General features: G+C 62.7%; 7 protein-coding genes. 3 read left to right on the top strand and 4 right to left on the bottom strand.

Features of this window, described 5'->3' with window-relative positions:
* Positions 1–186: 186 nt before the first annotated feature.
* The 3 genes from AC0L3A_RS18895 to AC0L3A_RS18905 form a co-directional block, all read right to left on the bottom strand.
* Positions 187–486, bottom strand: a complete 300-nt coding sequence (locus AC0L3A_RS18895) for a DUF3551 domain-containing protein (RefSeq protein WP_007591343.1) — start codon at positions 484–486, stop codon at positions 187–189.
* A 272-nt stretch (positions 487–758) separates the two neighbouring features.
* Positions 759–1,244 carry an Lrp/AsnC family transcriptional regulator gene (locus tag AC0L3A_RS18900; RefSeq protein ID WP_354128212.1) on the bottom strand — a complete coding sequence of 162 codons (486 nt, stop codon included), beginning with the start codon at positions 1,242–1,244 and terminating at the stop codon, positions 759–761.
* A gap of 262 nt (positions 1,245–1,506) precedes the next feature.
* Positions 1,507–1,812: an ETC complex I subunit gene (locus tag AC0L3A_RS18905; RefSeq protein WP_007591346.1), complete on the bottom strand. Its 306-nt coding sequence runs from the start codon at positions 1,810–1,812 to the stop codon at positions 1,507–1,509.
* Positions 1,813–2,071: 259 nt separating this feature from the next.
* On the opposite strand from AC0L3A_RS18905, the gene AC0L3A_RS18910 reads away from it, so the two are divergent.
* A complete protein-coding gene (locus AC0L3A_RS18910; RefSeq protein WP_007591348.1) occupies positions 2,072–3,241 on the top strand; it encodes an OpgC domain-containing protein in 1,170 nt (389 codons plus the stop codon).
* Positions 3,242–3,316: 75 nt separating this feature from the next.
* Here AC0L3A_RS18910 and AC0L3A_RS18915 read toward each other — a convergent pair whose 3' ends face one another.
* Complete coding sequence (locus AC0L3A_RS18915) at positions 3,317–3,475, bottom strand: hypothetical protein (protein WP_473254951.1); 159 nt, start codon at positions 3,473–3,475, stop codon at positions 3,317–3,319.
* A 334-nt stretch (positions 3,476–3,809) separates the two neighbouring features.
* Here AC0L3A_RS18915 and AC0L3A_RS18920 point away from each other — a divergent pair, with 334 nt between their 5' ends.
* On the top strand, positions 3,810–3,941 hold the full coding sequence (locus tag AC0L3A_RS18920; RefSeq protein WP_256375792.1) for a hypothetical protein: 132 nt from the start codon (positions 3,810–3,812) through the stop codon (positions 3,939–3,941).
* Positions 3,942–4,476: 535 nt separating this feature from the next.
* A complete protein-coding gene (locus tag AC0L3A_RS18925) occupies positions 4,477–4,947 on the top strand; it encodes an Arm DNA-binding domain-containing protein (RefSeq protein ID WP_473254952.1) in 471 nt (156 codons plus the stop codon).
* Positions 4,948–5,032: the final 85 nt, after the last annotated feature.

Consider the following 5,032-nt stretch of genomic DNA (forward strand, 5'->3'; position numbering starts at 1 on the left):
CCTCGAAGACGCCTTCCATGCCATGGTCGCGCGGTCGCGGGCCGAGCCGGCGCCCCGCCCCCCCCCCCCGGGGGGCCGGGCCGCCCCGGGGGGGGGGGGGGGGGGCCCCCACCCGGGGGGGGTGTGGGGCGGTGGGGGCCTCCTTTACCAAACTCGGAGGCCGCAACATTTCGAAACCGGTCTCGATCAGTTCGAGTTGGTCTGCCCGCCCGGGCGCAGCTTGGTGCGCGAGTGCGTCTGCTTCGGCTGGAAGGCCAGCGCGTCTGTCGACGTCTTCGCGCCGCCGCTCTGCGAGCACGAGCCGCCGATGCCGCCGGCCGCCGCCCGGCAGGCCTCCATCGTCGGATATCCGCAGCCATGCGCGGCCTGGGCGCCATTGGTGATGCAGTAGTCTTCTGCCTGGGCAGCCGGCGCGGTCATCATGAGAAACGCAGATGCAAACAGCGTCGCAGCGGATGCGACGAACGTCTTCGAGATCGAGGTCATGTTGTCTTTTCCTGCTTCAGGGTCCCACAAAAGAGGCCTCGGCATGCGATGCAGGCTGAGGTTCACACCTCGCATGTAGGCCGGCGCCAGGAACCGGCAATCACGGCTCGGCGCATTGCAGGACTTCCCAAATCACATGTCACAGTTAGGTGAGTTACTTATCTTTTTATCCGCCTTATCCGAACTTCTATCCCAGCAAGGGAATAACCCCCGCGCCTTCAGACGTTTGGATGTCGTTGTGCGAGCTACGTTCTGGGACAGTTGCCGCCGAACTATCCTGCCGCCGCGATCTTCTGCAACGGCAGCGGCACGTCCTTCGCTACGCCCAGCACCGGGAAGCTGCGGACGTTCTTCACGTTCGGCATCGCGGCTAAATGCAGGAGCTGCTGGCGCATGCTCTCGACGCTCGGCGCCACGCATTTGAGAAGATAGTCGGTGTCGCCCGAAATCCGCCAGCACTGCTGGATGCGCGGGATCGCGGCGATCGAGCTCTCGAACGCCGCCAGCACCGGCTGGGCCTGGCTGCCGAGCTGGATCGAGACGAACGACACCACCTCGTAGCCGAGCAGCCGCTCGTCGATGACGGCGCGCACCGCCCGGATCACGCCGCGGCTGAACAGCGATTTCAACCGCCTGACGCAGTTGGGCCCGGACACCCCGACGCGCAGCGCCAGCTCATTGTTGCGAACCCGCCCGTCCTGCTGCAACTCGGAGAGTATTTTCAGATCGACGCCGTCGAGCTGGTCACGCCCGGCCATACCCCCACCTCGCCATGAGCCTGTCTTGCGCGGCAGCGAAGCACGGAGCGGAATGGCTGCCAAGGGCAGGACGATGGGAAGAACCCGCGTGGTTGCCCGGGCTTATTCCGGCCAGCCGCGGGCTTTCACGCGGGGCTAAAAACAAGGATGCCCGGGACCCGGCTCCACCAAGGCTTCGCAGGGCATTCGGTGTTGGGCCGGCGAAGCTTCAGCGAAGACGGCAAGCCCGGGCATGACCAGAGTCTCGACGCGTGGCCCGCCCTCAATGCGTCCAAGGCTCGCCGCGGCGGAACGAGAAATTGTCGGCATAGGCGACCGGACGGCGCACCGATTCCTTTGGCTCGATCACCTGGTAGGCGATGCCCTTGCGCTCGCAATAGGCGACCGCCTCTTCCTTGCTGTGGAAGTGCAGCGTGATCTGCTGCTTCATGTCGCCGGACGAGGTCCAGCCCATCAGCGGCTCGACCGCGCGCGGCTGCTCGGGCTCATAGTCGAGCTGCCATTCCTTGGTTTTGGACCGGCCGGATTGCATCGCGTTCTTGGCGGGCTTGAAAATGCGTGCGGTCATGGATGGTCCGGGCCTCTTGTTCGTCTTTTCGTTCGATTTCGATGCGGCACGGTAGCAGTTGGTGGAAACCGCGGGCATAGTATAGAGACACCTTTAGGGAACTGATCCGTGATTCCGGCCCCCGGGATGCCTCGCCGACGGGTATAATCATTATGCTGCATCGTGACAATTGCGTACCCGCCTTCCGCGCCGGGATCTCGCCCGGCGGCCCTGCTTCGTTGACGCCCACCTGTCCGTCCCCTCCGAAAGCTCCCGTCGCATGTCCTTCCTGAACATCAACGCCACGCTCCCCGAAAAGGGCCGTGACCTCAGGCTCGACCTGTTTCGCGGTATTGCGAACTGGGCCATCTTCCTCGACCATATCCCCGACAACGTGGTGAACTGGATCACCACCCGCAATTACGGCTTTTCCGACGCCGCCGATCTGTTCGTCTTCATCTCCGGCTACACCGCCTCCTTCGTCTATGCACGGATGATGCTCGAGCGCGGCTTCCTGGTCGGCGCCACGAGGCTGACCAAGCGGGTCTGGCAGCTCTACGTCGCCCATATCATCCTGTTCGTGATCTACATCGCCTCGATCAGCTATCTGGCGCTGCGCTTCGGCGATTCCGAGATGATCAACGAGTTCAACGTCGCCGGCCTGGTCGACAATGCCACCGAGACGCTGCGCCAGGGCCTGTTCCTGCGCTTCAAGCCGCTCAATCTCGACGTGCTGCCACTCTACATTGTGCTGATGGGGCTGTTTCCGCCGGTGCTGTGGTTCATGCTGCGCAAGCCGGACCTGACGATGGCATTGTCCATCGTGCTTTGGCTGACCGCGCGCCATTTCGGCTTGAACCTGAACGCCTATCCGGCCGGACAGTGGTACTTCAACCCGTATTGCTGGCAGGTGCTGTTCGTGTTCGGCGCCTGGTGCGCAATGGGCGGCGCGCGGCGCTCGATGGCGCTGATCAATGCGCCGGTCACGCTCTGGCTCTGTCTCGGTTACATGCTGTTTGCGCTGGTCATGACCATGGCTGGCCGTTTCCCGACCCTCGGCGGCATGTTCCCGGAATGGCTGTTCTCGGCGTTCAACCCGAACGACAAGACCAACCTTGCGCCCTACCGCTTCATCCACTTCGTCGTGATCGTGATCCTGGTGATCCGCTTCGTGCCGAAGGACTGGCCGGGCCTGGAATGGAAAGGGTTCGATCCCATCATCGTATGCGGCCAGCAGTCGCTCGCCGTGTTCTGCGTCGGCGTGTTCCTGTCCTTCGTCGGTCATTTCGAGCTGTCGATGAGCTCGGGCTCGCTGTTCGCGCAGATCTTCGTCAGCGTCGCCGGCATCGCGATCATGACGACAGTGGCCTATTACATCTCCTGGTCGAAGAGGCAGGACAAGCCGCTGAAGCCGCCGCCGCCCAAGCCTGCCGCGGCAAAGGCCGCTTGAGGGGGCAGCGATACCGCGCCGGACGACAGCGACGCCGCTTCAGGCTGCCGCTTCGCTGTCGTACTCGGTGAATTTCTAGTAGATCCAGTCGCGGCCGTCGTGGCGGCGCCAGACCTTGCCGTAAACCAGCTGCCCGTTGATCGAGCGGCGCGGCACGAACACGGTCCAGAGATGCCAGATCTCGGTCCAGCTCGCCTGCGGACCGATGGTTCGGACGTTGCGATCGAAAGACATGATGCAGAACTCACAGGATACGAGCACTGCGACGAACTGTGATATCATGTGAGCACGAATTTCAGGCAGCCGTCGCGAGCCGGACCGATCTGATAACAGTCACGAAGACGGCCGCAACAACCGCTCGTCCTTAACCTAACCGATCAACCTTACTTCCTGTGCGCGCGCGGCAAGACCGGTTGAAAGCGGTCGCCGATTTTCCTAGACTGTGTGTGATTTGAGAATGAGCGCGTCGTTTTGAGGACGTGCGGTTATTTCCAGGCTGACGCAAATTTTTGAAAACTATTAATGGGCGGGGGCCACCACGATGAATTTGCAATGTGCATGTGTGCGCTTGGCGCTGCGTTCGACGCCGCCTGCTCTGCCCGCGAAGACGCCGGAGCAAGACCCGCGGAAGGCCGCCAACGACAATCAGCTGGCCTGGCCGTTCCTGCCGTTTCCGTTCGGCTGGTACGCGACGAACTGATGGTCGGAAAAGCGTAACGCCGCGCAAGCGGAATATCATCGCTTGGCGGCGCCCGTTAGGCATTGGGCGCTGAAATCCCCCAACACCTATACGTGCATGGCGACGACAAAAGGTTCGACAAAGTTTTACGATTTCCGCACCGCCCGATCTGCCCAATGGCTTGAAAAATCGCGCAGAAGTCGCGTTGGGCAGGGAATGAGCGCCGAGGGTTTGGAGGGCTTTGGCAGCTCCGGGCATCGGCACTGAACGCGCACCATGCTCGGCTGCTGCGCTCTCGCCTGGATCGCCTGGCGCCTCGCCGACGGGCTGTTGTTCTCTGGTGCGGTTCCGACCCACCTCCGGACTGGTCGGGGCAGCTGGATTCGAACCAACGACCTGCAGTACCCAAAACATACCAGCTAGTCCCTCACCCACCATCCGGCACCATCCCAGGCCTCAGTCGCGGCCTTGAAATCGCCCGCTCCCTCACCTCGTGCCATCCATCACCTGCTGTGATTGGCGCCGCGGTGCTTCCCCCGTGCTTCCCGGAGGACAAATGAGCGGTCAAACCATCACCAAAACTCTCGTCGACGGCCTCGAAAAGCAGGCGTCCGAATACACGGTATGGGACGCCAAGCTTCCCGGGTTCGGGGTGCGCGTCCGACCGACTGGGGCCAAGTCATTCATCGTCGTTTACCGGGCCGGAACCGGCCGGACCGCGCCCGTTCGCCGGCTCACCCTGGCGGCCGTGGGCAAGATTGCCCCGGAGGCCGCTCGAACCCAAGCCAAGATCCTGCTGGGAACCGTGGCAAACGGCGCCGACCCCGCTGCGGAGAAGCGCGCGAATCGCCCCAAGCGGGAGCGCCTGACATTCGATGAACTGGCCCAGCTCTACCTAGACCAATACGCGAAGGTCCGAAAATCGTCCTGGAAGAACGATGAGGGGTACTTGAAGAAGCCCCGGGCGAAGTGGAAGCGCCGAATCGCCTCCGAAATTACCGACGACGATGAGCGACCCGAGACATAGGTGACAGTTCGTACCGGACACATGGGTTACACTTTCCGCTTTTGTTCTGCGGGAGGTGTAGATGCCGTGGAAAGCGAGTTCGGTA

Source organism: Bradyrhizobium sp. MI1.3, assembly GCF_055811695.1.